21 protein-coding genes and 1 pseudogene are annotated in these 24,671 nt (G+C 73.6%); 15 read left to right on the top strand and 7 right to left on the bottom strand.

Features of this window, described 5'->3' with window-relative positions:
- Positions 1-2: 2 nt before the first annotated feature.
- From AC1UE4_RS11835 to AC1UE4_RS11850, 4 genes are all read right to left on the bottom strand, one after another.
- On the bottom strand, positions 3-362 hold the full coding sequence (locus AC1UE4_RS11835; protein ID WP_482917429.1) for a hypothetical protein: 360 nt from the start codon (positions 360-362) through the stop codon (positions 3-5).
- 48 nt (positions 363-410) lie between these two features.
- Positions 411-2,984 (bottom strand): hypothetical protein, encoded by a 2,574-nt coding sequence (locus AC1UE4_RS11840; RefSeq protein WP_482917430.1) that lies wholly within the window; start codon positions 2,982-2,984, stop codon positions 411-413.
- Between the two features lie 105 nt (positions 2,985-3,089).
- Entirely contained in the window at positions 3,090-3,815 is a 726-nt protein-coding gene (locus AC1UE4_RS11845; RefSeq protein WP_482917431.1) for a spermidine synthase, read from the bottom strand.
- Between the two features lie 74 nt (positions 3,816-3,889).
- A complete protein-coding gene (locus AC1UE4_RS11850) occupies positions 3,890-4,756 on the bottom strand; it encodes a collagen-like domain-containing protein (protein WP_482917432.1) in 867 nt (288 codons plus the stop codon).
- A 65-nt stretch (positions 4,757-4,821) separates the two neighbouring features.
- Between AC1UE4_RS11850 and AC1UE4_RS11855 the strand changes: the two genes are divergently transcribed.
- From AC1UE4_RS11855 to AC1UE4_RS11870, 4 genes are read left to right on the top strand one after another with little or no spacing between them, the layout of a single operon-like run.
- Positions 4,822-5,781, top strand: a complete 960-nt coding sequence (locus AC1UE4_RS11855) for a sodium:calcium antiporter (RefSeq protein WP_482917433.1) — start codon at positions 4,822-4,824, stop codon at positions 5,779-5,781.
- A 52-nt stretch (positions 5,782-5,833) separates the two neighbouring features.
- Positions 5,834-6,598, top strand: a complete 765-nt coding sequence (locus AC1UE4_RS11860) for an ABC transporter ATP-binding protein (protein ID WP_482917434.1) — start codon at positions 5,834-5,836, stop codon at positions 6,596-6,598.
- The gene (locus AC1UE4_RS11865) at positions 6,595-9,168 is read left to right on the top strand and encodes an ABC transporter permease (protein ID WP_482917435.1); all 2,574 of its coding nucleotides are present in this window, start codon (positions 6,595-6,597) and stop codon (positions 9,166-9,168) included. Before AC1UE4_RS11860 ends, AC1UE4_RS11865 begins: the two co-directional genes overlap by 4 nt.
- A gap of 54 nt (positions 9,169-9,222) precedes the next feature.
- Positions 9,223-12,780, top strand: a complete 3,558-nt coding sequence (locus tag AC1UE4_RS11870; protein ID WP_482917436.1) for a methionine synthase — start codon at positions 9,223-9,225, stop codon at positions 12,778-12,780.
- Here the strand turns inward: AC1UE4_RS11870 and AC1UE4_RS11875 are convergent.
- A complete protein-coding gene (locus tag AC1UE4_RS11875; RefSeq protein ID WP_482917437.1) occupies positions 12,716-16,090 on the bottom strand; it encodes an ATP-binding protein in 3,375 nt (1,124 codons plus the stop codon). The genes AC1UE4_RS11870 and AC1UE4_RS11875 overlap by 65 nt on opposite strands.
- A gap of 93 nt (positions 16,091-16,183) precedes the next feature.
- Between AC1UE4_RS11875 and AC1UE4_RS11880 the strand changes: the two genes are divergently transcribed.
- Both AC1UE4_RS11880 and AC1UE4_RS11885 read left to right on the top strand, forming a co-directional pair.
- The gene (locus tag AC1UE4_RS11880; RefSeq protein ID WP_482917438.1) at positions 16,184-16,375 is read left to right on the top strand and encodes a hypothetical protein; all 192 of its coding nucleotides are present in this window, start codon (positions 16,184-16,186) and stop codon (positions 16,373-16,375) included.
- A gap of 10 nt (positions 16,376-16,385) precedes the next feature.
- A complete protein-coding gene (locus AC1UE4_RS11885) occupies positions 16,386-17,090 on the top strand; it encodes a glutathione S-transferase family protein (protein ID WP_482917439.1) in 705 nt (234 codons plus the stop codon).
- 113 nt (positions 17,091-17,203) lie between these two features.
- Here the strand turns inward: AC1UE4_RS11885 and AC1UE4_RS11890 are convergent, their stop codons facing one another.
- Positions 17,204-17,536, bottom strand: a complete 333-nt coding sequence (locus AC1UE4_RS11890; protein WP_482917440.1) for a hypothetical protein — start codon at positions 17,534-17,536, stop codon at positions 17,204-17,206.
- A 75-nt stretch (positions 17,537-17,611) separates the two neighbouring features.
- On the opposite strand from AC1UE4_RS11890, the gene AC1UE4_RS11895 reads away from it, so the two are divergent.
- Positions 17,612-18,268, top strand: a complete 657-nt coding sequence (locus AC1UE4_RS11895; protein WP_482917441.1) for a response regulator transcription factor — start codon at positions 17,612-17,614, stop codon at positions 18,266-18,268.
- Here AC1UE4_RS11895 and AC1UE4_RS11900 read toward each other — a convergent pair.
- Positions 18,246-19,265 carry a PAS domain-containing sensor histidine kinase gene (locus AC1UE4_RS11900; RefSeq protein WP_482917442.1) on the bottom strand — a complete coding sequence of 340 codons (1,020 nt, stop codon included), beginning with the start codon at positions 19,263-19,265 and terminating at the stop codon, positions 18,246-18,248. The two genes, AC1UE4_RS11895 and AC1UE4_RS11900, sit on opposite strands and share 23 nt — an antisense overlap.
- Positions 19,266-19,444: 179 nt before the next feature.
- Here AC1UE4_RS11900 and AC1UE4_RS11905 point away from each other — a divergent pair.
- The 8 genes and pseudogenes from AC1UE4_RS11905 to AC1UE4_RS11940 all read left to right on the top strand — a co-directional run.
- Positions 19,445-20,752 (top strand): annotated as a pseudogene (locus AC1UE4_RS11905) (sensor domain-containing diguanylate cyclase); the annotation flags it as partial.
- Complete coding sequence (locus tag AC1UE4_RS11910; protein WP_482918236.1) at positions 20,692-21,261, top strand: GAF domain-containing protein; 570 nt, start codon at positions 20,692-20,694, stop codon at positions 21,259-21,261. The pseudogene AC1UE4_RS11905 and the gene AC1UE4_RS11910, both read left to right, overlap by 61 nt.
- A gap of 84 nt (positions 21,262-21,345) precedes the next feature.
- Complete coding sequence (locus tag AC1UE4_RS11915) at positions 21,346-22,158, top strand: class I SAM-dependent methyltransferase (RefSeq protein ID WP_482917443.1); 813 nt, start codon at positions 21,346-21,348, stop codon at positions 22,156-22,158.
- A 12-nt stretch (positions 22,159-22,170) separates the two neighbouring features.
- On the top strand, positions 22,171-22,662 hold the full coding sequence (locus AC1UE4_RS11920; protein WP_482917444.1) for an FHA domain-containing protein: 492 nt from the start codon (positions 22,171-22,173) through the stop codon (positions 22,660-22,662).
- Between the two features lie 85 nt (positions 22,663-22,747).
- Entirely contained in the window at positions 22,748-23,353 is a 606-nt protein-coding gene (locus AC1UE4_RS11925) for a sulfite oxidase-like oxidoreductase (protein WP_482917445.1), read from the top strand.
- Positions 23,323-24,078, top strand: coding sequence for a ferredoxin reductase (locus AC1UE4_RS11930; RefSeq protein ID WP_482917446.1), 756 nt, complete (start codon positions 23,323-23,325; stop codon positions 24,076-24,078). The genes AC1UE4_RS11925 and AC1UE4_RS11930 overlap by 31 nt, the downstream gene beginning before the upstream one ends.
- Positions 24,078-24,323, top strand: a complete 246-nt coding sequence (locus tag AC1UE4_RS11935; RefSeq protein WP_482917447.1) for a DUF6510 family protein — start codon at positions 24,078-24,080, stop codon at positions 24,321-24,323. Before AC1UE4_RS11930 ends, AC1UE4_RS11935 begins: the two co-directional genes overlap by 1 nt.
- A 23-nt stretch (positions 24,324-24,346) precedes the next feature.
- Complete coding sequence (locus AC1UE4_RS11940) at positions 24,347-24,667, top strand: hypothetical protein (protein WP_482917448.1); 321 nt, start codon at positions 24,347-24,349, stop codon at positions 24,665-24,667.
- Positions 24,668-24,671 lie beyond the last annotated feature (4 nt).

Genomic DNA, 24,671 nt, shown 5'->3' on the forward strand with positions numbered 1-24,671 from the left:
CCCTACGGCGTCGAGGTGTCGACGTCCTCGAGCTGCTTCTGGGCCTCCTCGATCTGCTCCTTGGCATCGTCGGGGATGTCGGCGTTGTCCTTTACCTCGTCGAGGGCGTCGGACGCGGTGGTCTTCGCCTTCTCCGTGATCTCGTTCGCGTCGTCCTGCAGCTCCTTGGCCGCGTCCTCGGCGCTCTTCTTGCCGGAGGCCACGTCCTCTCGGGCCTGCTCGGCCTTTTTCTGGAGGTCCTCGCCCTGCTGGCGCAGCTCCTCGCCCTGCTGCTTGAGCTTGTCGGTGCTGTCGTCCCCGCAGCCGGCGGCGCCGAGCGCCCCGGCCGCGAGCACCACGATGAGCATCTTGGAGATCGTCATGGCGCGACCCTCCCCGATCGGGAGGACGGCGTCAGTGTCAGACCGGTCTCAGTTGCCGCCCGCCTGGCCGATGAGCGGAGCGCCGCCGTAGACCGACATGTTCCCGCCGCCGGTCGAGATGACGTTCCCGCCGCCGGTGGCGATGACGCCGGCGCCGTCGCGCGAGAGGATCGACGAGCCGTTCTCCACCGTCATCCGCCCCTCGTGGAGCGCGAGGTTGCCGCCAGCCGGCCCGATCAGACTTCCGAGCGACTGCGGCCCGAAGTTGCCGCCGCCGGTCGAGATGACGTTGCCGCCGCCGGTCGAGATGACGTTCCCGCCGCCCGTGGAGATGACGTTCCCGCCGCCCGTTGCGATGACGCCGAGCCCCTTGTCGGAGATGAGCGACGCCAGCGAGAGGACGACGCCGTCGCTCTTCAGCTGCAACGCGGTCGAGGCGATCTTCGCCTGCGCGTCGGGCTTCAGGAGCTGTGCGACGGTGCCGGACTTGTGCTGGATCGCCAACGCGAGCGGACCGACGACCGCGCCGAGGTAGTTGCCCGCCTGGCCGTACGGAGTCGTCGCCGTCGAGATCTGGCCGACCTCGCCGCCCGCGAGCAGGATCAGCCCCGGCGCCGCGGCGACCAGCACGTTGCGGTTGTCGACCTTCACCGTGTTGTGCTGCCCCGTCACCGGGGTGGTGCCGACGAACCCGATGACCGCGGACTGCTGCACCGTCGGGATGCCGATCGCCGGCCCCGTCAGGCCCGACCCCATCAGCGCCGGCACGACGCCGAGCTTCCGCGCACGGGCCAGATCGGCGGCCGTCCCGGTGTAGTCCTTCTTCGACGCCGACCACGTGATCAGCCGCCCGCTGAGCGTGCGGAACGCCTTCTTCGCACGCGACACGACGCGCAGCTCGCGGAAGCCCTCGACCGTGAGGTCCTTGCCATACGAGGCGTAGAGCAGGAACCGGCCGTCGTCCGGCGCCTTGCTGCGGAAGGTCGCCTCGCCGTTGCCGTCGGTGCGCTTGCGCTGGCCGTTCCAGAACACGTCCGCGCCCGCGACGAGCCGGCCCGTCGCCCGCTCCGTCACCTGAACCGTGAGGTACGCGTACTGGCCCTTCGGCATCGCGCCGTCCTCGCCGATGCCCGGGTCGTTGGCGTCCTTGACCTTCGCCGGGTCCTCGCGCACGGTCAGGACGAGGTCGGTGCCCACCGGCCGGTGGACCTCGAGCACCACGACCTTGCCGTCCCAGTGCGCATCGACGACCTGCGCGCGGTCGGTGCCGGCGGCCTTCTTCACCTCGACGCGGAAGGGGCAGTCGGCCTCGATCAGCATCTCCTGCGCGATGTCCGGCGGCGTGCCGTGGAAGTGGTCGCGCAGGCGGTCGTCCTGCACGCGCTTGCGCTTGTAGCCCTCGTCGTACCGGCAGCCCTTGCGCTTCTTCAGCTCGATGGCCGCGGCTTCCTCGGGGTCCCAGTACTCGATGACGACCCGCTGCGGCTTGAGGATCGACGACTTGATCGTCGTCCCCGGCGCGGGCTGCTGGTAGACGAGGTCCATCCCCTCGCCCTTGTCCTCCATGAACGCCGCGGCCGCCTTGCCGCGCTTGGACGCGATCTCGGCGAGCTTGACCGGCCGCACGACGAGCTTGACCGGGATGATCCGCTTCTCGAAGAAGTGCTCGACGTCGCCGGCGTCGTTGTCGCTGCGGTCGAACCGCGAGGAGCTCGAGCACGTCCCGTCGCTCTTCTCCTTCGTGCAGCTGAGGACCCAGTTCTTCAGCGTCGCCGTCTTCTCGGCGGCGAGCGCGGCGGCGATCGCCTCGGCCAGCCCGGCCGGCAGCAGCGGGCTGTAGGACGGCCCGGGCTGCGGCTGGGGCTGCGGCTGCGGGTCGGCGGGCTTCTCGCCGCCGGTGCCGCCCGTGGCCGGCTCGGCCGGGTACGCGACGCCCTTCGCCATCGCGAGCGGCACCGCCGGGTGGCTCCCGCTCGTGGTCCGGTCGCTGCCGTTGCCGTACGTCCCGTCGCCGTCGTCGTCGCAGCCGTCGAGGTTCTGCGGCGCCGGGTTCGGGCGGCTCGGAGACGGGTTCGCCGCGTCCGGCACGACGTCGAACGAGGACCGTGTCAGCGAGTCGTTCTGGGCGTAGATCGCCCAGCGGTAGCTCGCCGCGCCGCCGATCCACGCCGTCGGGAAGTGCAGCTCGAGCTTCTGCATGCCGCCGCCGTCCGGGCCGGGCGCCGTCCACGTCGCGTCATGCGTGAAGTCGGCGATCTCCTGGCACGTGGCGGTCGCGTTGGCCGTCGGGTGGAGCGTCAGGATCGAGGACGGGTCGCCGTCGCTGAAGCCGCGCAGCCGCGCGACGTAGTCGGCGACGCCGTTGAAGTTCGTGTCGAACGCGACCCAGATCGCGTCCTGCTCGGAGCGGTTGGCGTCGTGCTCGATCGTCACGTCGACCCACGTGTCGCCGCCGCCCTGCGAGATCTCGACCGCCCGCACGTCCAGGGCCTTGCCGGCGAAGGACTCGGGGACGCCGTCGTCGGGGTCCGTGGTGGTCTGCGTGTTCGCTGCGGCGGGGCCGGCCGCGAGCAGGGCGACGAGCGCTGCGAGCAGCGCGACGAGGCGACGGGAAACGGGCAACCTGGAGTCCTTCCGGGTGGGACGGCGAGTCGGACCCAACCATCGGCCGATCGGTGACTGACGTCCACCCCAGTCTTTTCGCGCCAAGTACCCGAGGCGTTCCGCTCACAGCGCGATGACCTCCTCGCGATCGAGCGATGCGGCCGTCCGCTCGGTCAGCGCCGCGGCCGGCAGCGGCAGCTTCCCCGCGACGAGCACGACGTTCCCGCCCGCCCGGCGGCGGACGATGCTGCGCGGCGCGATCGCCAGGACGTGCGGGAACCGCTCGTGCAGCGTCACCGCGTGCTCCCGGGCGATCGGCAAGCCGCGGTCGTCGACGACGTTGAGGACGAAGACGCCGGCGGGCCGGAGCACGCGGTGCAGCTCGGCGGCGAACGCCGGCGTGGTCAGGCCGGCCGGGATGTCCTGGCCTTCGAAGGCGTCGCCGACGACGAGGTCGACGGTCGCGTCCGGCCGGCGCGGCAGCAGCTCCTCCGCGCGCCCGATCCGCACCCGCAGCCGCGGCGACGTCCGCAGCCCGAGGTGCATCCGGGCGAGATCCAGCACGCCGGGGTCGAGCTCGTGGACCTCGTTGGTCGACCGCGGCCGCGTCGCGAGCACGTACCGCGCGAGCGTGCAGGCCCCGCCACCGAGGTGCACGGCGTCGATCGCCGTCCCCTGCGGGCGGAACAGGTCGATGACGTCCCCGATCCGCCGGACGTAGGCCCACTCGAGGTGCGAGGGATCGTCGAGGTCGACGTACGACGTCTCGTGGTCGTCGAGCGTCAGCAGCCGCCCGCCCGGTCGTCGCGGGTCCGGTTCCACGCGCGCGAGCGCGTGCACCGTCCGCACCTCAACGACGGTGGGCGGCGCCTCGCGGCGCCGCCCACCTCGTCTGCTCGCTCGCCGGGCCACGAGCGAGAGGTCTAGTTGACGCTGGCCACCTGCGTCGCCGAGATGGCGCCCGCGTAGACCGCCCACTGGCGCTCGGTGCCCCAGCAGTAGACCTTCACGGTGCCCGGCGCGGCGAGCTCGCCGGCGATCTGCATGGAGTGGTCGGCGTAGTTGAGCGTCGTCCCGTTCGCCGTGTACGTCTGGCCGAAGCCCTTGAGCGTGCACTCGGTGATCGAGACCGTGTTCGTCCACGGGGTGTTCAGCACGGCGACGGTCGCCGACGCCTGGACCAGGTACTTGCCGGCGGGAAGGCTGAGCGAGCCGACCTCGACCTCCGTCACGCCGCCCGGCTGGAACTGCGTGCCGAACCGCGTGAACCGTACGTTCGAGGGGCCGCGCTCGCCCTGCGGACCGGTGGGGCCCGCGGGACCGGCCGCGCCGTCCTTGCCGTCCTTGCCGGCGGGCCCCTGCGGACCGGCGGGACCGGCCGGGCCGGCGGCGCCGTCATCGCCGTCCTTGCCGGCCGGGCCGGCCGGGCCGGTGGCGCCGTCCTTGCCCGCGACGCCGGTCGCTCCGTCCTTGCCCGCGGGACCCTGCGGGCCCGCCGGCCCGGTGGCGCCGTCCTTGCCGGCCGGACCCTGCGGGCCCGCCGGCCCCGGGCCGTTGGAGGAGTCGGAGCTGCTGCGGACGCCGGTCAGCACGGCGGGAGCGAGGTCGCGCGCCTGGACGCTGCCGTCCTTGAGGTCGCGCCCGGTGAGGGAGCTGTCCTTGACCGTGCTGCCGGTGACGAGCCGCACGGCGGAGCCGGCCATGGAGGTGCCGCCGAGCGCGACGAACAGCGCGATGGCGGCGAGGATCAGTGCGGCGGAGGGTCGCCGCGGGAGTCGCTTTCGGAGCATGGCGGCGACGGTAGGCGCGCGCGGGCGGACGTACACCGGGGATCCCCCTGGTGTGTGATGCAGGGGTGTCCCTGATCGTCGGTCTGGTCGCGTTCGGCGGCGGCGCGTGGCTGCTCGTCGAGTCGGTCGAGGGGCTGGTCGGGGCGCTGCGCGGGTGGGCCGGTGCGGCCGGGATGTCGGGGGTCGTGCTGGCGGCGCTCGTGCTCGGGTTCGACGTCGAGTCGACGGCGGCGGGCGTCGCGGCGACGCTCGACGACCTCCCCGGCACCGCGCTGGGGACGTCGATCGGGGCGGCGATCCTGCTGATGACGCTCGGGCTCGGGCTCGCCGCCGTCGTCGCGCCCTTCGCGGTCCGGCCGCCGACGCCGGTCCTGCTGGTCGCCGCGTACGCCGCCGTCCTGCCGGCCGTGCTGTGCCTCGACGGCGAGCTGTCGCGCGTCGACGGCGCGATCCTCGTCGTCGTCTTCCCGCCGCTCGTCTGGACGATCTGGCGCTCGCGGAGAGAGGGCGGCGGGGCCGGAGACCTCGCGGGGACAGCCGAGGAAGGCCCGGAGGCGGCCGCCGGAGACCGTGGGGCGCCGCGCCACCTCGCGCCGCGCCTGCTCGTGACGCTCGCGGGCCTCGTGGTCGGCGCCGAGCTGCTCGTCTTCGGCACCGAGCGCGTCGTGAACGAGCTGAGCGTCTCGGAGACCGCGTTCGGCCTGCTCATCGTCGCCGCGGCCGTCTCGTTCGAGGAGCTCGTGCTCGAGATGCTGCCCGCGCACCGCGGCTTCCCGGAGCTGAGCGTCGGCAACGCGCTCGGGACGCTCGTCTTCCTGTGCACCGGCTCGCTCGGCGTCGTCGCGCTCGTCCGGCCGCTCCCGATCTCCGACGCGGTCCGCGACTGGCACCTGCCCGCGCTGCTCTGCACCACCGCGCTGGCGCTGCTGCTGCTCGCCCGCGGGCGGCTCGGCCGCGCCGAGGGGATCGGGCTCTGCGCCCTGTACGCCGCCTACGTCACCGGGTCCGTGCTCGTGGGAAGCTGAGCTGCGGCAGACCACGGACGCCGCCGGGCGGCTCCGGGAGGACAGTCGGTGCATGAGCACCGCTGCGATCCAGGCAACCGGCGTCCGCAAGGTCTACGGCGAGGGAGGCACGCAGGTCGTCGCACTCGGCGGCGTGTCGCTCACCGTCGAGCCCGGCGAGTTCGTCGCGATCATGGGCCCGTCCGGGTCCGGCAAGTCCACTCTGCTGCACATCCTCGGCGCGCTTGAGACGCCGACGGGCGGCACCGTCACCGTGGCCGGCGAGCGCTACGACGACCTCGACGAGAAGGGCCTCACGCGCGTGCGCCGCGACCGGCTCGGCTTCGTCTTCCAGTTCTTCAACCTGCTGCCGTCGCTGACGGCGCTGGAGAACGTCCTCCTGCCCGCGCTCATCGCGCACAAGCGCTCGCCCGAGCTGGTCCGGCGCGCCGAGGGGCTCCTCGCGCGCGTGGGGCTCGGCGGCCGCTCGGGCCACACGCCGGCCGAGCTGTCCGGCGGCGAGCAGCAGCGCGTCTCCATCGCGCGCGCCCTCCTGCTCTCCCCCGAGATCCTGCTCGCCGACGAGCCGACGGGGAACCTCGACACGCGCGCCGGCCGCGAGGTGCTGGCGCTGCTGCGCAGCCTCGCCGACGACGAGCACCGCACGATCGTGATGGTCACCCACGACCCCGCCGCCGCCGCGGTCGCCGATCGCGTCGTCTACGTCCAGGACGGGCTGCTCGTGGCGGAGGAGCCGGGCGGTTCGGTCCGCCGCATCGCGGAGCGGCTCGCGTCGCTCACCCCCGACGAGGCAGCGACGGAGCTGATGACGGCATGATCCGGTCGCTCGACGGCCTGGCCCTGCGCCAGCTGGGCACCCGCCGGCTGCGGGCGCTGCTGACGACGTTCGGCATCGTCCTCGGCGTCGGGATGGTGTGCGGCGTGCTGCTGCTCGTCGGGACGATCCACAGCACGTTCAGCGACCTCATCGACTCCGCCTGGGGCGAGACCGACGTGGTCGTCAACGGCGCCGCGGGCGGCACGATGCCGCAGGACACGCTCGCCCGCGTCGAGGGCACCGACGGCGTGCGCGCCGCCGCCGGCATGGTCGGCGCGCAGTTCGTCCGGCTCGGCCGCGACGGCAAGCCGGTCGAAGGCATGAAGGGCAAGATGATGGTCGCCGGCTACGAGCCGGACGGCTACCAGCCATACGACTTCCGCATGGTCGCCGGGCGCAAGTTCGGGTCGGGCGACGAGATCATGGTCGACCGGACGTGGGCGGAGGACGCCGGCGTCCGCGCCGGCCAGCCGCTGACCGTGGCGACCGCCACCGGCGACCACACGCTGCGCGTCGTCGGCATCTTCGAGCTGGAGGGCGGCGCGTCGTTCGGCCAGCAGGCGCTGTCGGCGATGCCGCTCGACCGGGCGCGGCAGATCATGGACCTGCCGCGCGGCTGGATGCAGGTGAGCGTCGCGGCCGAGGACCGCTCGCAGGTCAGCGCGATGAAGAGCGACCTCGAGCACGCGCTCGGCAGGGGCATCGAGGTCAAGACGCCGAGCGGCGTCCTCGACGACGTCGAGAAGCAGCTCGGGCAGCTCAACGTCGTCCTCTACTTCTTCTCCGGCATCGCGCTGTTCGTCGGGGTCTTCCTCATCCTCAACGCGTTCCACATGACGGTCACGCAGCGCATGCGCGAGATCGGCACGCTGCGGACGCTCGGCGCGAACCGCGGGACGATCGTGCGCACGGTGCTCGTCGAGGCGCTCGCGCTCGGCGTCGTGGGCAGCGTCCTCGGCCTCGCGCTCGGCGCCGGCCTCGCGCTGCTGCTGCTCGAAGCGGTGAAGGGCATGGGCATGCCCGTGGGCTCGCTGCAGTTCAGCGCCATGGCGCCGGTCGTCGCGGTCGTCGCCGGCCTGCTGGCGACCACCGCGGGAGCGGCCTACCCGGCGATCCGGGCGTCCCGGCTGTCGCCGATCCGCGCCGTCCTCGGCCAGGGCGAGCAGCGCCGCCGGCCGCCGCTGCGGCGGCTCGTGGCCGGGCTGGCGCTCTTCCTCCCCGGCGCGCTGCTGGGCGGCAGCTTCTGGTTCGGCGACGTCTCGAACCGCGGCGGCCTCTACAGCCTGCTCGGGATCGTCATCACGATGGCGATGTTCGCCGGCATGGTCGTGACCGCGCCGTGGACCGTCACCCCGCTCGTCCGCGTGCTCTCCGCGCCGATGCGCCGCCTCTTCCCGACCGCCGGCCGGCTCGCCGCCGACGCGTCGCGCTCCAACCCGGTGCGGACCGCCGCCACCGCCGCCGCGCTCACGATCGGGCTGTCGGTGATCGTGGTCAACAGCTCGTTCTCGCAGAGCTTCGTCGACGGGCTGCGCGACCAGATGACCGCGTCGCTCGCGCGCGACACCACCATCCGCCCCACCGACTCGACCCTGTACGAGGGCGGGATCCAGACCGTGCCACGCGCAGTGAGCGACGAAGTCGCGAGGCTGCCGGAGGCCGGCGTCGTCACGCCGGTCCGGGCGCTCCTCTTCGAGCTGCCGAGGGGCAACGGGGCGGCCGAGGTGCAGGGGCTCGCCGAGGGCATCGATCCCGCCGTGTTCGGCGCGGTCGACCGGTCGCCGGTGAGCGGCGCGTCGCGCGAGCAGGCGCTGGAGCGCGTCGCCGCCGGCCAGGTGCTCATCGGCCGCAACTACGCCGAGACCGCGAGGTTGGACGTCGGCGACACGCTGCCGCTGGTCGGGCCGAACGGCACCCGCGACGCGCGCATCGCCGCGATCATCGAGTCCACCACCGAGTTCGGCGGCCAGGTCATCCAGATGTCGCTCGCGACGATGCGCGACGTCTACGGGGTGACGCAGGACGCCCAGGTCGCCGTCAAGGCGCGCAGCGAGGCCGAGGCTCCAGTGCTCCAGCGCAGGATCGACGCGATCCTCGACCGCGGCTACCCGGCGCTTGAGACGGCGTCGGCGGCCGAGATGCGCAAGCCGATCGAGGACCAGATCGAGATGCAGTTCGGCCTGTTCAACGCGATCGTCGGCATCGCGATCATCGTCTCGCTGCTCGGCGTGGTGAACACGCTCGCGATGTCGGTCATGGAGCGGACGCGGGAGATCGGCGTCCTGCGCGCGCTCGGGTCGACCCGGTGGCTCGTGCGCTGGACGATGGTCGACGAGAGCATCCTCGTCACCTCGGCGGGGGCGCTGTCCGGGCTCGCGATCGGCTGCTTCATCGCGTGGGTCTGGATCGGTCAGGCGGCGGTGACGATGCCCGGCATGGCGTTCGCCTTCCCGGTCACGATCGCCGTGGTCACCGTCATCGCCTCGATCCTCTTCGGCGCGCTGGCGGCGATCCTGCCGGCCCGGCGGGCGGCGAAGCTCGACCCCGTGAGCGCGCTCTCCTACGAGTAGGCGCGCACGGGACCAACCCTGACAGGGTTGTGTCAAGGTTGCTAGCCTGAGCCCATGGCTCGTGATTTCCTCGCCGCCGTGCGCGACCACGTCGTCGTCTTCGACGGCGGGATGGGCGCGACGCTGGAGGCCTTCGACCTCGACCTCGAGCGCGACTACCGCCTCCCCGGTCGTGCCCACGAGGTGCTGAACCTCAATCGCCCCGACGTCATCCAGGGCGTCCACGAGTCGATGGTCGAGGCCGGCGCCGAGGTCGTCGAGACGAACACCTTCCAGGCGAGCCGGCTGAAGCTCGAGGAGTGGGGGCTCGCCGACCAGACGGCCGAGATCAACGAGACGGCCGCGCGGATCGCGCGCAAGGCCGTCGGCGAGGACCGCTTCGTCGCCGGCTCGATCGGGCCGACCGGCTTCCTGCCCGCCAGCGACGACCCCACGCTGGGGAACATCTCGTTCGGCACGCTGCGCGAGACCTTCGCCGAGCAGGCGACCGGCCTGCTCAAGGGCGGCGTCGACCTGGTGATCATCGAGACGGCGCAGGACATCCTCGAGGTCAAGGCCGCGATCTTCGGCGCGCGCGACGCGTTCAAGGAGACCGGGCGCAAGGTCCCGATCCAGATCTCCGTCAGCCTCCTGCCGAACGGCGGCAAGATGCTGCTCGGCACCGACATCGGCGCGGTGCTCACGACGATCGACGCGCTCGGCGCCGACGTGCTCGGCCTCAACTGCTCGACCGGCCCCGAGGACATGCGCGACGCGATCCGCTTCCTCGGCGAGACCAGCCCGCTCCCCGTCCACTGCATCCCGAACGCCGGCCTCCCGATCCAGGGCCCGGATGGCGAGACGATCTTCCCGGAGCAGCCCGAGCCGCTGGCGAACGCCCTCGGCGAGTTCGTCGAGCGCTACGGCGTCGGCATCGTCGGCGGCTGCTGCGGCACGACGCCCGACCACATCCGCGCCATCGCCGAGCGCGTCAAGGGCAAGACCGCGCCGCCGCGTCCGGAGCGCCGGGAGCTCCATGTCAGCTCGATGATCACGAGCACGCCGCTCGTGCAGGACCCGCGCCCGACGCTGGTCGGCGAGCGCGTCAACTCGCAGGGCTCGCGCAAGGCGAAGGAGCTGCTGCTCGCCGACGACTACGACGGCCTCGTGCAGGTCGCCGAGGACCAGGTCGAGGGCGGCGCGCACGTGCTCGACGTCTGCGTTGCGCTGACCGAGCGCACCGACGAGGACGAGCAGATGCGGCGCGTCGTCGAGAAGGTCTCGCTGACGCAGCCCGCGCCGATCCAGGTCGACTCGACGGAGCCGGACGTCATCAAGCTCGCGCTCGAGCAGATCCCCGGCCGCGCGATCGTCAACTCGATCAACCTCGAGGCCGGCGAGGACAAGGCGAACGTCGTCATCCCGCTCGCCGTCGAGCACGGCGCCGCGCTCATCGCGCTGACCATCGACGAGGTCGGCATGGCGAAGACCGCCGACCGCAAGGTCGAGATCGCGCAGCGCATCACCGAGCTCGCCGAGAAGCACGGCCTCGAGCGCGAGGCGCTCATCTTCGACGTGCTGACGTTCACGCTGACCACCGGCGACGACGAGTGGAAGCCGTCGGCGATCGAGACGATCGAGGGCATCCGCCGCGTCAAGGAGGAGATCCCCGGCGTCAAGACGTCGCTCGGCGTCTCAAACGTCTCGTTCGGCGTCTCGCCGCGCGCCCGCGCCGTCCTGAACTCGGTCTTCCTGCACCACTGCGTCGAGGCCGGCCTCGACCTGGCGATGGTCAACCCGAACCACATCACGCCCTACGGCGAGATCGAGGCCGAGGAGCGCGAACTCGCCGACGCGCTCGTCTACAACCGCAGCGAGGACGCGCTCCAGAAGTTCATCCAGCACTTCGAGGGCCAGGGCGCGGACGAGGAGGCCGAGAAGGCCGATCCCACCGCGGGCATGGAGCCCGAGGAGGCGCTGCACTGGCACATCCTGCGCCGCAAGAAGGACGGCGTGGAGGCGCAGATCGACCGGTCCGTCGAGAAGATCGGCGCGGTCCCGACGCTCAACGACGTCCTGCTTCCGGCCATGAAGGAGGTCGGCGACAAGTTCGGCGCCGGCGAGCTCATCCTCCCCTTCGTCCTGCAGTCCGCCGAGGTCATGAAGCGCGCGGTCGCGCAGCTCGAGAACTACCTCGAGCGCACCGCCGACTACACGAAGGGCACCGTCGTCCTGGCGACCGTCTTCGGCGACGTGCACGACATCGGCAAGTCGCTCGTCAACACGATCCTCACGAACAACGGCTACACCGTCGTCGACCTCGGCAAGCAGGTGCCGATCTCGACGATCATCGAGGCGGCCGAGGAGCACAAGGCGACGGCGATCGGCCTCAGCGCGCTGCTCGTCTCGACCTCCAAGCAGATGCCCGCCTGCATCCAGGAGCTGCACCAGCGCGACTTGGGCTACCCCGTGCTGATCGGCGGCGCGGCCATCAACAACGCGTTCGGCCTGCGGGCGCTGTTCCCGCACGGGCGCGAGTCCGACGACGTCTACGCGCCGGGCGTCTTCTACTGCAAGGACGCCTTCGACGGGCTGAACAAGATGGACCAGATCGTCGAGGGTCCCGCGCGCGAGGCGCTCGTCGCCAAGACGCGCGAGGCCGCGTTCAAGCTGCGCGAGAAGGGCCCCGAGCCCGAGGCGCTGCCGACCGACGACGACACCGTCCGCTCGGCCGCGCGCACCGACGTGGAGATCCCGGAGCCGCCGTTCTGGGGCGTGCGCGACGTCGACGTCGACCTCGACGACGTCTACCCGCACCTCGACACGCACGTGCTCTTCAAGCTCCACTGGGGCGGGCGCGGCGTGAAGGGCGAGGCGTGGCGCAAGCTTCTGCGCGACGACTTCCAGCCGCGGCTCGAGCGCATGTGGCGCGAGCAGACGTGGCTGCATCCGAAGGCGCGCGTCGGCTACTTCCCGTGCTACTCGGAGGGCAACGAGATCGTCGTCCTCGATCCGCAGGACCGCGAGACGGTGCTCGAGCGCTTCGTCGCGCCGCGCCAGCCGAAGCACGACCGCATCTGCCTGGCCGACTTCTTCCGGCCGAAGGACAGCGGCGAGCTGGACGTCGTCGCGTTCCAGGCCGTCACGGCCGGCGACGAGGTGACGCAGCTGATGGCGCAGCTCGAGCGCGACGGCGAGTTCGCCGAGCAGCTCTTCGTCCACGGCCTCGGCACGCAGACCGCCGAGGGCATGGCGGAGTGGCTGCACTCGGTCATCCGCGAGCAGCTCGGCATCCCCGCCACGCAGGGCCGCCGGTACTCGTGGGGCTACCCCGCGGTGCCCGAGCAGTCCGAGCACGAGAAGCTCTGGCGGCTGCTCGACCTCGGCCGGATCGGCATGCGGCTCTCGGGCGGCTACGCCGTCGAGCCGGAGCAGTCGACCGTCGCGATCGTCGCGCACCACCCACAGGCCGAGTACTTCGGCATGAAGTCGGGCCGGATCCGCGACATCGCTCCCGGCGACGAGGTCATCCGCGGCAGCGACCGCGACCCGACCAAGCGGGCGGAGCTCAGCGACACGGACGAGCCGGACGCGGGCGAGCAGCCGGAGCTCGCGGGCGCAGGCGCGGAGTAACGGCGGCGAGATCGCTCGCCGCCCACCTCGCCTCGGGCAGGTAGCCCACCCGCGAGCACCAGGCGACCGCCGCCTCGAGGTGGCCGACCGCCGCGTCGTGCAGGCCGGCCGCCGCGGCAAGGATGCCGAGGAGCCGGTCGGCGCTGAGCGGCGGCAGCAGGAACATCGGCGACCGGTTGCGCAGGAGCTCCTCGCGCAGCCGCCCCGCCTCGACCGCGTCACCCTCGGCGGCGGCGATGAGCCCGAGCCCGATCTGCGCACACGTCGTCAGGTACGGCGTGCGGCGCTCGAGGGCGAGCAGCTTCTCGGCGATGACCCGCGCGGCGGCGTGGTGCTCCGCCGTTCCCGCGACGCGATCGCACAGCGGCAGGAACGCGGCGGCGAGCGGGTAGTCCGCGCCCGGCCCCGGCGGCGGGACGCTCTCGACCAGCGCCTGGAGGCGCTCGAGCATCGCGCGGCCCGCGTCGAGGTCGCCGCGCTGGTGCTCGACGTACGCGCGGACTCCGATCGTGCGCGCGTCCTGCGGCCGGGCGGCGAACGCGAGGTCCGTGTGCCGGCATGCCGTCTCCCAGTCGCCCGTCAGCGCGGCGGGCACCGCGTTGTGCAGGCGGCTCGTCGCCTTCCAGTAGCGGTCACGGAGCCGGTCGGCCGTCTCGAGCGTCACCGCGGCCTGGGCGACGGCGTCGTTCGGCCGGCCCAGGACGCAGAGCGCCCGGCTCATCCATCCGCGCGCCGCCATCTCGCTCCGTGCATCGCCGGTGCGGACGGACAACTCGGCCGCGCGCCGGCCGGCGGCGAGGCAGTCCTCCCAGCGCAGATGGAACATCTCGACGTACTGCGCGTTGAGCAGCGCCTTGGTCTCCAGCGTCGCGTCGGCACGCCGCCTGGCGATCTCGAGCGCTCCGTCGAACGCGCTCCGCGCGCCGGCGCGATCGCCCTCGTCGATGCCGCGCAGCCACCCGAGGAACGCGAGGAGCTGCCCTGCCTCGACCGATCCGGGACGTGCGAGGGCGAGCGCCCGCTGCATCAGATCGGCGACGCCGGCCGGCTCGTAGAGGAGGTGCGGCGGGAGCGGATGGGTCGCGACGGCGAGCGCCCGGTCGACGTCGCCCGCGGCGGCGTAGTGGTCGAACGCGCAGGTGAGGTTGCCGAACGCCTCGCCGAGATCGCGCAGCTCGCGGATCGCGAGCTGCGCCCGGCCGAGCCCGAAGTGCAGATCCGCGGCGGCGTCGTCGAGCGGCTCACCGCGCCGCGCGTCGAGGGCCCGGGCGAAGATCGCGGCGGCGTCCTCGTGCGCGTGGGCGGCGAGGGCGTGCTCACCGGCGACGCGCGACCAGCGCACGAGCGGCGCGGTGCCCGTCAGCGCGCGAGCCCCGGCGTAGTGGTGCGCGAGCTCCGCGGCGCGCTCGATCGCGTCTCCGCGCGCCTCGAGCGCCCGGGCGATCCGCAGGTGCAGCGCCGCGCGGCGCGAGGCGGGGAGCCCGGCGACGATCGCCTCGGCGAACAGCGCGTGCGCGAAGTCGTGCTTCCCATCGTCGCCGGCCGCCGTCACGACCCCCGCCTCGACGGCTTCCTCCAGCGCTTCGAGCACGGCGGCCGGATCGTCGCCGCCGCCGAGCGCGACGAGCTCGGGCACGTCCCAGCGCCGTCCCAGCACCGCCGCCGGCTCGAGGAGCTCGGTGACCCGCGGCGATAGGCGCTCCAGCCGGCGGCCGATGACCTCGCGGACGCCGTCGGGGATGCGCGTCAGCTGCGGGTCCTCCCCGAGCAGCCGCACGACCTCGCCGATGAAGAGCGGGTTGCCGTGCGTGCGCGCGTGCACCGCCCGGGCGTGGCGCTCGTCGGCGCCGGGCTCGCCAGCGCGCGCGATGAACGCCGCGGTGGCCTCCTCGGACAGGCCGCCGAGGCCGATCTGCTCGAACCCCGGGCATCGGCGCAGCTCCGCGAGGGTGCGCGTCAGCGGGTGCCCGCGCGAGACCTCGGCATCGCGGTACGCCACGAGGAGCAGCACGCGCGCGTCCATGACCTCGCGGGCGACGAACTCAAGCAGCAGGAGCGAGTCGGCGTCGGCCCACTGCACGTCGTCGAGGACGACGACCACCGGATCGTGCGCCGCGTCCGCCGCCAGCAGCGCGACGACGGCGTCGAAGAGGCGGAACCGCGCCTGATGCGGATCGCCACGCTCGCCCGGCGCACCGGCGTGAGCGAACGCGGGCACGAGCGCCGCGACGTCGCCGGCGCCGTCGCCCAGCTCCTGCGCGAGGACGGCAGCCCGCTCGCCTGCCGCGAGCGCGCGCAGCGCCTGCGCCCACGGCCAGTACGGCGGCGCTCCTTCGCGCTCGTGGCAGCGGCCCCAGACCACCCGCGCTCCGCGTCGCCGGGCCGCGGCCTGCGCCTCCACGGCCAAGCGGGTCTTGCCGATCCCCGGCTCGCCGCCGAGCGCGAGCACGTGGCCACGGCCGGCCGCCACGCCGGCCAGCGCGGCGTCGACCCGCGCCAGCTCTCGCTCCCGCCCGACGAAGACGCCGCCCGCCGCCGGCTCTGCGGGCTCGGCGGGCGGCGCGGCGGGAGCTGCGCCGAGCGCCGGGTCCTGCACGAGGATCCGCTGCTCGAGCTCGCGCAGATCGGCCGGAGGCGCGAGACCGAGCTCCTCGTCGAGCCGGTCGCGGTTCGCGCGGAAGGCCGCCAGCGCGTCCCCATGCCGACCGGTCCGGTACAGCGCGATCATGAGCTGGGCGCACAGCCGAGACCGCTCGGGATGCGCCGCGACAAGCGCCTCCAGCTCGCCGATGACGTCCGCATGGCGCCCGCACGCGAGCGCGGCGTCGACGCGATCTTCGACGCAGACCAGGCGCGCTTCCTCGAGCCGCGCCGCCTCGGCGCGGGCGAACGGCTCGCCGATCCCCGCGAGCGCCGGGCCGCGCCACAGCTCGAGGGCCTCGGTGAAGCGTTCGGCTCCCGCTGCCGGATCGCCCGCGCGCACCGCCGCCCGACCGGCGTCGCGCAGCCGCTCGAAGCGCACGACGTCGACTGCGCCCGCCTCGACGTCGAGGACGTAGCCGGGCGCGGAGGTTCGCAGGACGCCCGCCGGCAGCACCTTGCGCAGCTGGCTGACGCGGACCTGCACCATCTTCGCGGCGCTCGCCGGGACGTCCTCGCCCCAGAGGTCGTCGACGAGCCGGTCCGCGGGGACCGTGCGGCCCCGGTCGACGAGCAGGCGGGCAAGCAGCGCCCGCTGCTGCGGACCGCCGAGCGGAACCTCACGCCCGTCGGCAAGCACCTCGAGCGGACCGAGGACGCGCAGCTCCATAGGCCTCGCGGCGACCCTACCGCCGGCTGTTACCGGGCGTCTACCGCAGCGCTACCGCCCGGCGGTTGGCTTCGCGAGGTCATCACCGACCTCTTGGAGCCGACCATGTACCACCCCGCCCATCACCTCCTCCGCCCGACCACGGAGCCGGCCCGCCTCGAGCATCACCCGCTGCGCGGGTACCTGCGAGCGAGCGTCGCCGCGCGGGTCCGCGCGGAGCGCGCCGCGGCGCTCACGCCGTCGCTGCGGGACCGCATGCGCGCCGCCGTGCGCGTCGCCGTGTGACGATGCCGGGATGACCGCGAAGCTCTACGTCGTCCACGGCTCCCATCCCTGCGACACCGTCGCCAAGGCCCTTGAGCTGAAGGGCATCCCCTTCAAGCGGGTCGAGATCCCGCCGCCGAGCCACGCGCTCGTCATGCGCCCGCTGTTCGGCGGGCGCACCGTCCCGGGCATCAAGCTCGAGGACGGGACGAAGATCCAGGGGTCGACGAAGATCCTGCGCGAGCTCGAGCGGCGGGTGCCCGACCCGCCGCTCTACGGCGACGCGCGCATCGAGGAGGCCGAGCGGTGGGGCGACGAGGTGCTCCAGCCGCTCGTCCGGCGCATCCTGTGGATGGCGTTCACGCGGCACCCCGACGCGATGTACGACTTCCAGGACGGCCAGAAGTCGCCGAAGCTGCCGCGGCCGGTCGTCAAGGCCGCGGCGCCGCTCATCACGCGGATCGAGCGCGGGCTCAACGACTCAACTGCCGAGGCCGCGACCGCGGACCTCGCCGCGCTCCCCGGCCACTTGGACCGGATCGACGGCTGGATCGCCGAGGGCGTCCTCGGCGGCGAGCAGCCGAACGCCGCGGATCTGCAGATCGCGCCGTCGCTGCGGCTGCTGAACACCGTCGGCGACGCCCGCGCGCTGATCGAGGGGCGCCCGGCCGATGCGCTCGCCTCGCGCTGGTTCGCGCCGCTGCGCGCGTCGGTGCCGGCCGGCGTGCTCGCCTAGGCGTCAGCGCTCGTCCTCGAGCAGCCACCGCGCGAGGAACCGCAGCACGAAGACGATCACCGCCGTCAGGACCGCCAGGCCGGCGACGGCCGCCGGGATGAGGAGCGCCTCCATCAGACCGGCTCGGCGGTCCAGCGGCCGTGGCGCGCGTAGATCTCGTACTGCTCGTCGGTCGGCCACTCGCCGTGCTCGTCGAGGTAGTCGCGGGCGGCGTCCTCGACGTGGCGCTCCTCGTCGCCCTGCGCGCCCACGCGGAAGAACCAGCCGAGCAGCATCCACGACAGCCCGGCGCCGACCACACCCGCCGCGCCCTCGGCGGCGAGGACCGACGGGTTCAGCGCGAACGCGATCAGGCCGCCGAGGCAGACGACGGCGGGCAGGATCCAGCGGAAGAGGGCGAGGGTGGGGCGGCTGAGCTCGGCGCTCGCCGGGGCGGTGCGCGTCATGCCCACCATGGTGGCGCGCGCCGAGGGGCTTGGAGGTAGGGCGCGCCCTACCTCTCGCGGGTACGGTTCGGCGCCGTGGGCGGTCTGCGCGTGCTCATCGCCGAGGACCAGGCGCTGCTGCGCCAAGGCCTCGCCCGGCTGCTCGGCGACGCGGGCTTCGAGGTCGTCGCGCAGGCCGGCGACGCCGTCGACCTCCTGCGCAAGGTCGGCGCCCACCACCCCGACGTCGCGCTCGTCGACGTGCAGATGCCGCCGGGCAACGAGGACGACGGGCTGCGCGCGGCGATCGAGATCCGCGCGCGGCACCCCGACGTCGGCGTCATCGTGCTCTCGCAGTTCCTCGAGGAGCGCTACGCGCTGGAGCTGATCGGCGACGACTCGCGCCACGTCGGCTACCTGCTCAAGGACCGCGTGGGTGACGTCGCCGCGCTGGCGGACGCGATCCGGCGCGTCGCCCGCGGCGGGTCGGCGCTGGATCCCGAGGTCGTCGCGCTCATGGTCGGCCGGCGGCGCAAGGACGACCCGCTCGACCTCCTGACGCCGCGCGAGCGGGAGGTGCTCGCGCTCATGGCCGAGGGCAAGTCGAACCAGGGGATCGCCGACGAGCTGGTCGTCACGCTGGCGGCGGTCGAGAAGCACGTGACGGGCATCTTCAGCAAGCTCGGCGTCGGCCATGAGCCCAACGAGCACCGCCGCGTGATGGCGGTGCTCAAGCTGCTCGGGGCGGCCTGAGCGTCGCCCGGACGCGCGTGCCGCCGCCCGGCGGGCTGTCGACCGTCAACGTCCCGTCGAGCGCGGCCACGCGGTCCGACAGCCCGAGGAGGCCAGTGCCGCTGCCCTGCGTGGCGCCGCCGCGCCCGTCGTCGGCGACCTCCACCACGATGGCGTCCTCCTTGACGTCCACGGTCACCGTCGCCGAGGTCGCCTGCGCGTGCTTGGCGACGTTCGCCAGCGCCTCGGCGATCACGAAGTACGCGGTCGCCTCGACCTCGACGGGCAGCCGCATCTCGGGGATCGCGATCGTGACCGGCAGCGGGGCGCGCGCCGTGAGGCTCGTCACCGCCGCCGCGAGCCCGCGCGACGAGAGGAGCGTCGGGTGCAGCCCGGCGGCGAACTCGCGCAGGTCGCGGATCGCCCGCTGCGTCTCGGCCAACGCGTCGGCCAGCAGCCGCTCCCGCTCCTCGCCATCCGCGCCCGCGGCGAGCTGCAGGCTCACGACGACGTTCGTCAGCCGCTGCTGGGCGCCGTCGTGCAAGTCGCGGCCGAGCCTGCGCCGCTCGGCATCGGTCGCCGCCACGATCCGCGCGCGCGACGCGCGGATCTCCTCCTCGCGCGCCTCGCGTGCGTGCAGCTCCTCGAGCTCCAGCCGCGCGCGCATGTCGCGGAAGACCACGACCGCCCCGCGGCCGGTCGGCGTCGACACCGGCGCCGACGAGTACGCGACCGGCACCATGCCGCCGTCGCGCCGCACGAACCAGTCCTCGTCGACGCGGACCACCTCGCCGGTCGCGCGGGGCCGCAGCAGCGGGCACTCGTCCTCGGGGAACGGGGATCCGTCGGGGCGCTTGTAGTGGATCGTCGCGTGGCTCGGGCGGCCGAGCAGCTCCGCGTCGTCGTAGCCGAGCAGGTCGAGCGCGACGTGGTTGGCGAACACCACCGCGCCGCCGGCGTCGACGACGTAGACCGCGTCGCCGATGCTGTCGAGCAACGCGTCGAGCAGATCGGACATGGCGCCGTGGACGGTACGCGCTCCCAGTGCGTTCCCGGGGAAGAGACCATCAAGCGGTTAGCCGAGATGCCGACCACTCGAGCGTGTCCCCGCGTCGTCCCCGCGCGCGCTTGTGGTCGCCGGCCATGATGCTGGCGCAGGGCGCGCTGCTCGCTCGACGGACGTTGCGCGGCGCCGAGATGCGCGAGCGCGGGCGTGCCGAGACGTACCTCGAGGCCGCCGAGGCGCTCATCGTCGTGCTCGACCGCGACGGGCGCATCGAGGTCGCGAACCGCCGCGTCTGCGAGGTGCTCGGGCGCCGCCGCGACGCCGTCGTCGGCCGCGACTGGTTCGAGCTCGCGGTGCGCGAGGACGAGCGCGCGGAGGCGCGTCGCAGCTTCGACGCGTTCCTGCGGGACGGCTCGCTCGCCGACCAGGCCGTCGAGTACGACGTCGTCGCCGCCGACGGCAGCACGCGCCGGATCGCCTGGCGGCGCGCTCCGCTGCCGAAGCGGTCGGGCGCGCCGGTCGCCTCGGTCGGGTCGGGCATCGACGTCACCGAGCTGCGCGCCGCGCAGGAGCGCGAGCGCCGGGCGCTCGACGACCTCCGCGCAGTCCGCGACCTCTCCCACGCCATCGCCGCCGACGACGACCCGCGGCGGGCGATCGTCGAGGAGACCCGCTCGATGGTCGGCGCGGCGTTCGTCTCGCTCGCCGAGCTGACGCCCACCGGCGACGGCGCCGTCATCACGGGCGAGTCGGGCATGCCCGCGGTCCGCGGCGCGCGCATGGCCTTCGGGGCGGAGCCGTCGGGCACCGAGGTGGCCGTCCGCACCCGCCGTCCGTTCTTCGTGTCGGATCTCGCGGCGAGCGACGCCGTCAGCGCCCGCCTGCGCGACGCCACCGGCGCCCGGTCCGGAGCCTGGCAGCCGATCATCGCTGCGGGCGAGGTCATCGGCGTGCTGTGCGCGCACTGGACGACGCGAGTCGCGTCGCTCGACGATCGCAAGCTCGCGCTGCTCGCGCAGGCCGCCGACGAGGCCGCCATCGCCCTCCAGCGCCGCCACACCGTCGAGCGGCTGCAGCACGCGTCGCTGACCGACCCGCTCACCGGCGTCGCGAACCGCCGTGCCTGGGACGAGATGCTGCGCAGCGAGCTGTCGCGAGCGCGGCGGTCGGGCGAGGCGGTCGCCGTCGCGATGATGGACCTCAACGGCTTCAAGCTGCTCAACGACCGCGCCGGCCACGAGGCGGGCGACCGCGTCCTGCGCGCCGTCGCGGCCGAGTGGTCGAGCGTCCTGCGCGACAGCGACACGCTTGCGCGCATCGGTGGCGACGAGTTCGCGGTCCTCCTCCCCCACTGCTCCGTCGACGCCGCGGCCGCGGTCGCGCAGCGTCTCCGCGACGCGGTCACCCACCCGGCCGGCGCCGGGGTCGGCATCGCCGTGTGGGACCACGCCGAGGACGCGTCCGCGCTGCTGCGCCGCGCCGACGAGGACCTCTACGCCGACAAGTCCCGGACCGCCCGCGACCGCCTCTCCGACCCGGCCCGGCTGGCGGCGGTCGCCGAGACCGGCTTGCTCGACGCTCCGGCCGACGCCCGCCTCGACGAGCTCACCGAGCTGACCGCCCGCATGCTCGGCGCCCCCGTCGCGCTCGTCACGGTGATGGACGACACCCGGCAGGTCTTCGCGAGCCACCACGGCCTCGGGCCCGGCGCCGCGCTCGAGACCCCGATCGCCCGCTCGTCAGCCGCCACGCGATCAACACCGGCACCCCGTTCGTCGTCAACGACGCCTTCAAGCACCCGCTCGTCAAGGACAACCCGGCGACGGTCGAGGACGGCATCCGCGCCTACGCCGGCGTCCCCCTCACGACGCCCGACGGCCAGCCCTTCGGTGCCCTCTGCGCCATCGGCCACGAGCCCCGCACGTGGACCGAGGAGCAGCTCGGAGCCCTCCACCTCATGGCCCGCCGGGTCATGGACGCCACGGCGTCCAAGCCGTCCCGCGTCTGACCGCCCGCTTGACACCTCCGCCGGGCGCCGGTTGAGTCCGCGGCCGTGGACTTCGCTGCGCCGGCGGAACGCTACGACCGCTTCATGGGCCGGTACACGCGGAGCCTCGCGCCGCTGCTCGCCGACGCCGCCGGGGTGGCGAGCGGGAAGGACGTGCTTGACGTCGGCTGCGGGCCGGGCGGGCTGACGGAGGAGCTGGCGCGGCGGGCCGGTGCCGACAGCATCGCGGCGATCGACCCCACGCCGCACTTCGTGGCCGCCTGCCGCGACCGCGTTCCCGGCGCCGACGTCCGCGAGGGGTTCGCGGAGTCGCTGCCGTGGGACGACGGCTCGTTCGACGCGACGATCTCCTGCCTGGTCATCGCGTTCATGGAGGACGCCGACCAAGGCGTGCGCGAGATGGCCCGCGTGACGCGGCCCGGCGGCACCGTCGCAGCCTGCATGTGGGACATCGCGCGCGGCGGGATGACGATGCTCCGCACGTTCTGGCAGGCGGCGCGCAGCGTCGACCCGCGCGTCGCGGGCGAGCAGCTCCGCGCCGGCGTCGACCCCGGCGACATCGCCGACCGCTTCCGCCGGGCGGGGCTGCGGGACGTCGTCGACGGCGAGCTCGAGGCGAGCGTCGGCTACACCGGCTTCGACGACTTCTGGGAGCCCTTCACCCACGGCGTCGGCCCGGCCGGCGCGTGGCTGGCGTCACGTCCGGACGACGAGCAGGAACGCACCCGCGAAGCCTGCCGCGCCGCTCTGCCCGGCGACGGCCCGTTCACCCTCACCGCGCGCGCCTGGTACGCCACCGGGAAGGTCGCCTCATCCCCGGCGAGGCGCGCGTCTTCCCGCGGGCCGAGCTCAAGCAGGCCAAGGCATGGATCGCCGCGTCGCCCGGCGAAGCGGTGAGATGATCCCTGAATGGCCGCGCTGCGCCGGCATGAGGACGTGCTCGATCAGCTTGCCGAGCAGTACACCGCCGGCAACCTGACGCCCGAGACGTACGAGCTGCGCGTCGAGACCGCGCTCCACGCCCCGGAGGACGCTACCGCGGTGACCTGGGACCTCCCGGCCCTGCGCAGAGGGCTCGTCGATCGCTTCCGCACCCGGATAGCCCGCGACCACGCCTGCACCCGCCTCTACTTCGACGTCCCCGGGCTCGACTTCCTCGACCTCACCGCCGGCCCGCACACGTGGACGATCGGCCGCTCATCCAAGAACGACGTCGTCCTCACCGACTCCCTGATCTCCAGGACGCACGCGCTCGTCAGCACCCGCGGAGGCCGCTGCACCATCCGCGACCTCGGCAGCCGCCACGGCCTCTTCGTCAACGACCGCCGGATCGCCGTCGCGACGCTCCACCCCGGCGACGTCGTGAGCTTCGCCGGCGCCGTGACCGCCCAGGTCCGCTAGGTGCCAGGCACCGGGGTGCCTGGTACCGAGGTACCAGGCACCCCGGGGGTTGCGCGGCGAGGTGCGGCAGGCGTACGGTCGGTGCATGCCTCCCATCAGCCGGGGATTCCACCGGCGGCGCGAGCCGGAGGCGGATCCTTCGCGGATCCCTCCGGGGCAGTTCCTCACCCGGGACTTCCCGGTGCTCTCCGCCGGCCCGACGCCGCACACGCCGCTCGACGAGTGGTCGCTCTCGGTCGACGGCGCCGTTGACGAGTTGCAGGGCTGGACCTTCACCGAGCTGCTGCAGCTGCCCGCCGAGAACGTCACCGTCGACATCCACTGCGTCACCAAGTGGACGAAGCTCGACACGACGTGGAAGGGCGTGGCGATCGACACGCTGCTGCAGGACGTCGACACGTCGGGCGACTACGTCACGGCGTGGTGCGACGGCGGCTACACGACGAACGTGCCCCTCGAGGACCTGACGGACGGCAAGGCATGGGTCGTCTACGAGTACGACGGCGAGCCGCTGGCGCCCGAGCACGGCGGGCCCGTCCGCCTGCTCGTCCCGCACCTCTACTTCTGGAAGAGCGCGAAGTGGCTGCGCGGGCTGACGATCACGATCGACGACGAGCCCGGCTTCTGGGAGCAGTACGGCTACAGCAACTACGGCGACCCGTGGCGCGAGCAGCGGTACTGGGGCGACTGAACCGCCTGCTCTGGCGCACCGCGACGGTCCGCGAGGTCGTCCGCGAGACGGAGCGGGCCCGCACGCTCGTGCTCGACGTCGACGACTGGCCGCGGCACCGGGCCGGCCAGCACGTCGACCTCCGCCTGACCGCGGACGACGGCTACCAGGCGCAACGCTCCTACTCGATCGCCTCCGCCCCCGAGGCCGGCGTCCTCGAGCTGACGATCGACCGCGTCGACGACGGCGAGGTCTCGCCCTACCTCGTCGACGACCTCCGTGCCGGCGACCAGTTCGAGGTCCGCGGCCCCATCGGCGGCCACTTCACCTGGTCCGCGGACGAACCCGGCCCGCTCCTGCTCCTCGCCGGCGGCTCGGGGCTCGTGCCGCTCATGTCGATGCTCCGCCACCGCGAGGCGCGCGCCGCCACCACCGAGGCGAGCGTCCTCATCTCGGCGCGCACGCCGCACGACGTCCTCTACCCGGACGAGCTCGAGACGCTCCAACCGGCCGACGGTCTCACGATCAGGCGGACCTACACCCGCGAGCCGCCACCCGGCTGGACCGGCTACGCCCGCCGGGTCGACGCGGAGATGGTCGCCGAGGTCTCCCCCGGCCCCGGCGCCCGCTGCTTCGTGTGCGGCCCGACGCCGTTCGTGGAGGCGGCGGCGGAGCTGCTCGTCGCCACCGGCCACGCCACGCGGAACATCCACACCGAACGCTTCGGCCCCACGGGAGGGCGATGATGGAGCACATCGACGGGAACGGGATCGCCGGCCTGCTCGGCGAGATCGCCGGCGCGGACATGACCTCGGTCCTGCGCACCTGCCAGTCCTGCGGCGACCGCCGCCCGATCGGCGAGCACCGCGCCCACCAGTCCGCCGGCGTCGTCCTGCGCTGCCCCAGCTGCCACGACGTCGCCGTGGTCATCGGCGTCCAGGAGGAGCGGCTCGTCGTCGAGTGGCGCGGGGTCTACGAGCTGACCCGCTGACCGTCATGACATGCTCCGCCCCCGTGACGGAGCCTCTCCCCCTCGAGAACTGGCAGCGCTGGTGGAAGCACAACGGCAGCCGGGAGCTGCGCGACCTGCTGCTGGTGTGGTGGGACCCGATCGGCGTCTACGGCGTCCCGGAGGCCCGGGACGAGTACGACGCGTACGTCGGGGCGGTCGGCAAGCGGCTGCGCGAGGGAGCACGCGAGGACGGGGTCGCGGAGGCGCTGCGCGACGCCGAGGAGCACATCACGCTGCGGGGCGACGCCGAGACCGCCGCGCGGAAGGTCGTCGAGTGGCACGACCACGTGATGACGCGGATGGCGAACGGGCACCGCGCTTAGCACC

It is taken from the genome of Parviterribacter kavangonensis, from assembly GCF_056863335.1.